The following is a 4,266-nucleotide window of genomic DNA, read 5'->3' as shown; positions in this document are numbered from 1 at the left end:
CCAACGGCGTTCCAAGTCCACACCGTATCCGGATTGACGCCGCTCATCAGCCGCACCTGACCCTTGATGCGTCCGTGGTGGCTGACCACCCACACCCACGCGTCGTCGGCGATACCAAGCCGCGCTGCCGTCCGCGGGTGCAGATACAAGCGGTTGCTGCCAAGAATTTGCCGCTGCCAGGCGGTTTGCGAATCCCACGCGTGGTACATGATCATCGGCCGCTGGGTAATGGCATGCAGCGGGTAATCGCCGGCTTGTACGGCGGCCATTTCGAGCGGCTCGTACCAGATCGGCAACGGGTCGAAATAGGTTTCGATGCGCGCCCGCTCGGCCGGCGGCGGCGTCACCGGCCCGTGGCCACGGGCGGCCAGGCGAAACCTCTGCAGCGGCTCGCTGTATAGCTGCAGAATCACCGGCTCAGCAGTTTCAATGAAGCCCATGCCGGCGACGTAGTCCAGATAGTCGCGGTTGACGTGTTTGAAGTAGCGCGCCTGCGGCGACAGCGTGTCCTGCCAGAAGCAGCCGTTGTCGATGTAGCGCTGCAGCTGGTCAGGGTTGGGCGCACCCGCACCCTGCTGGTCGCCGTCGGCGCCGCGCCAGCCGGCCAGCGTACCCACACCGGGCTCGCGCTGGTGGTTGACGATGTAATCCGGGTAGCCGCCAGGATACTGCGCGCTGCCGTCGTCCGTGACCATGCCTGGCAGTCCGAGGCGGGCGCCCAGATCCAATAACACGCTCTGGAAACAGCGCACGTCGCGATCCGGCGTCATGATCGGCTGACGGATCGAGTCTGCCGGCCCGTCGGCGCTCGAAATCGGCCGATCCAGCAGCGAGATGGCGTCCCAGCGCTCCAGATAGGTCGTGTCCGGCAGCACCAGATCGGCGTACGCGACCATTTCCGAGGCGAACGCGTCCGAGTAGACGATGAACGGGATTCGGTACTCGCCGCTGGCCGGGTCCTGGTCGGTCAGCATTCGCATGGTACCGGCGCTGTTCATGCTGGAGTTCCAGGCCATGTTGGACATAAACATGAACAGCGTGTCGATCGGGTACGGATCAACTTTCCAGGCGTTGTGAATCACCATGTGCATAAGCCCGTGGGCTGCCAGAGGCGCCTCCCAGGAGTAGGCCTTGTCGATGCGCATGGGCTGCCCAGCGGCGTCCAGCAACAGGTCCTGAGGACTGCTGACAAAACCCAGTGGTTGGCCCGGCATTGGCGTGTTCGGAGCGACCTGCTGCGGCTTGCCAGTCGGCTTTTGACCCGGCGGAATCGGCTTGGGGAACGGCGGCTTGTAGCGAAAGCTGCCGGGCGCATCGATCGCGCCGAGCAGGGTTTGCAACACATGCAGCGCACGGCAGGTGTGAAATCCATTCGAGTGTGCGGCGATACCGCGCATGGCATAGAACGATACCGGCCGGCCGATCATGGTTTCGTGCCGACGACCGGTCCAGTCGGTCCAGGGCTGGTCGATCACCAACGGGTGTTCGAAGGCCGCCGAGGCGATTTCGGCCGCCAGACCACGGATAGTGGCGGCCGACAGGCCCACCCGCTCGGCCACGGCATCCGGGGCGTACCCGGGATTGAGGTAGCGGCGCACCAGCAGTTCGAACACCGGCACCGCGCTGCGGCCATCGGCCAGGTCACGCCGGCCGCCCAGGGCCGGTTGGATATCCATACCCATGGCACTGGTCACTGCGCCGCGGCGCGCGTCGAAAACCAGGGGCTTGCCGTCTTCGCCCCGCGCGAACAGGCCATCGTCGGCGCCGCCGGGGTTGTCTATGACCAGCCAGGGCGCGTTGGTGTAACGCGCCAGGTACTCGAAATCCACCTGCTCGCTGCGCAGCAACTCGTGCACCAACGCCAGGATCAGCAGCCCGTCACTGCCGGGGCGGATGCCCAGCCACTCGTCGGCAATGGCCGAGTAGCCGGTCTGCACCGGGTTGACCGACACAAAACGCGCGCCGCGCGCCTTGAGCTTGGCAAGACCGATCTTCAGTGGGTTGCTGTCGTGATCCTCGGCCACGCCGAACATCAGCAGGTAGCGAGTGTGCTCCCAGTCGATCTCCCCGAACTCCCAGAAACTGCCGCCGATGGTGTACAACCCACCTGCCGCCATGTTCACCGAACAGAAACCGCCGTGGGCGGCGTAGTTGGGCGTGCCGAACTGCTGCGCCCACCAACTGGTGAGCGCCTGGCTCTGGTCGCGGCCGGTGAAGAACGCGAGCTTCTTGGGATCGCTGGAGCGAATACCGGCCAGGCGCTTGGTGAGCAGCCCGAGCGCCTCATCCCACTCGATTTCCCGAAACTCGCCGCTGCCACGCTGGCCCGTGCGCAGCAAGGGCTTTTTCAGCCGCGCTGGCGAGTCTTGTTTCATGATGCCGGCGCAACCCTTGCCGCAGATCACGCCGCCATTGACCGGGTGGTCGGGGTTGCCGTCGATGTAGCGGATGCGACCCTCTTTCAGGTGTACTCGCACACCGCAGCGGCAAGCGCACATATAGCAGGTGGTGGTCTTGATCTCGTCGGCGATGACCGGCGCGGTGTCGATTTGCGGGTCGGGTGCAGCCATGGGCAATCCAGATCGAGCGGCTCAGCAGGCCCGCGAATGCGGTCCGGGCCTAAGAATATAACCGAATCGCATACGCCCGTCGGTCAGCGGTTCCCGCGAGGCACGGACGCACCGCCAACATCAACGGCTGCAAGTCACATTGATGTGGTGAACCAACGGAAAATCAAACGTCTCCGCTGGCCGGCGCTCAGAAGTCCACCCCAAGTTGATTCAGCGCGTAGCCGTCACCCCAGGACAGGCGCTGTGGCCACCCACGCGGCCCGGGCAACGCAGGTCTCGAACCAGGCCGCGAGCGCGGCGAAACGCCCCAGATCAAACGCCGCGAGGCGCAGGTAATCGACGCTGGTGAAGATGGCGATGTCGGCCAGTGTTGGATGCTGCCCGCATATGTAGGGCGCCGTTTTGAGCTCCATATCGAACTCGGGCAGGATCAGCGTGAGCAGGCGCTCGGCCTCGGCGCACGCAGCGTCGTCCGACGCGCCCGGCCGGAAGCGACGCTGACGCACGAGGTCCGCGGCCAGACGACCCAGGCGCAGCGCTTGCCAGTCCAGCCACTGGTCGACCCGCGCGCGGACTTGCGGCGCGGTCGGATACCAGACGCCGGCCGTGTCGTGGCCGGCGGCGAGGTAGCGCAGGATGGCGTGCGCCTCGCCCAGGATGAAGCCGTCGGCGTCGATCATCGGCACCTTGCAGGCCGGGTTCAGAGCCTCTGGCAGGTAATCGCCGGCCTCGGCCTGCTTGACTTCGATAAACCGATAGTCGACCGCCAGCTCCGCGCACAGGATGCGCACCTCGCGCGTCGGTGCCGACCAGGGGTGGCCGTACAGGTCCAGGGTCACGGACATGGATTCGGATCCTCGGCGTGCACCGCCTCGATTCCGGCAACAACTGTCTCGGACAGCGTCAGATCGATGCTGCCCAGGTTCACCGCGAGTTGATCAAGCGTGGTCGCACCGACAATGACGCTGGTCAGGAACGGCTGGCGCAGGAGAAAGGCCAGCGCCATCTGCGCGGGATCCAGGCGGTGCGTCTCGGCAAGCTGCGCGTAGCGCTCGACCGCTGCTGCGCCGCGCGGTGTGCTGTAGCGCCGGAAGCGATCGAACCGGGTCAAACGGCCCTGCGCCGGCCGGGCGCCGTGGCGGTATTTGCCGGTGAGCGCGCCCATGCCCAGCGGTGAATAGGCCAGCAGTCCCATCTGCTCACGCAGTGCGATCTCGGCATGACCGATCTCGAACACGCGATTGAGCAGGCTGTACGGGTTCTGGATCGACACCACGCGCGGTAACTGACGTTGCTCGGCAATCGCCAGATAGCGCATTGCACCCCATGGCGTCTCGTTGCTGATCCCGACATGGCGCACCTTGCCGGTACCAACCACATCGGCCAGCGCCGCGAGCGTGTCCTCGATGGCCACTTCGTCGGCCAGCGGCTGGTGTTCGTAACCCAGACGGCCGAAGAAATTAGTGCTGCGGTCCGGCCAGTGCACCTGGTACAAATCGATATAGTCGGTCTGCAGGCGCTTGAGGCTGGCGTCGATAGCGAGCTCGATGTTGCGCCGGTCGGGGTGTATGGCGAACGGCCGCGCGTAGGCCAGCTCAGTCGATCGACCGGCCACCTTGGTAGCCACAATCACTTTATCCCGCCCGCCACGCGCCTTGAGCCAGCTGCCGATGTACGCCTCGGTGAGGCCCTGGGT

At 65.4% G+C, this 4,266-nt stretch carries 3 protein-coding genes; all 3 read right to left on the bottom strand.

Annotated elements, in window-relative coordinates:
- Positions 1–2,570: molybdopterin-dependent oxidoreductase (locus ABZF37_RS13790; protein WP_372720895.1), on the bottom strand; the 2,570-nt coding region annotated here is incomplete at its 3' end.
- Between the two features lie 224 nt (positions 2,571–2,794).
- Positions 2,795–3,415, bottom strand: a complete 621-nt coding sequence (locus tag ABZF37_RS13785) for a glutathione S-transferase family protein (protein ID WP_372720893.1) — start codon at positions 3,413–3,415, stop codon at positions 2,795–2,797.
- Positions 3,406–4,266 (bottom strand): aldo/keto reductase (locus ABZF37_RS13780; protein WP_372720891.1); only part of this gene is annotated, 861 nt, incomplete at its 5' end. The genes ABZF37_RS13785 and ABZF37_RS13780, both read right to left, overlap by 10 nt.

This window comes from Immundisolibacter sp. (genome assembly GCF_041601295.1).
Taxonomy (GTDB): Bacteria; Pseudomonadota; Gammaproteobacteria; order Immundisolibacterales; family Immundisolibacteraceae; genus Immundisolibacter.
This window is presented reverse-complemented; position numbering and strand designations above follow the sequence as displayed.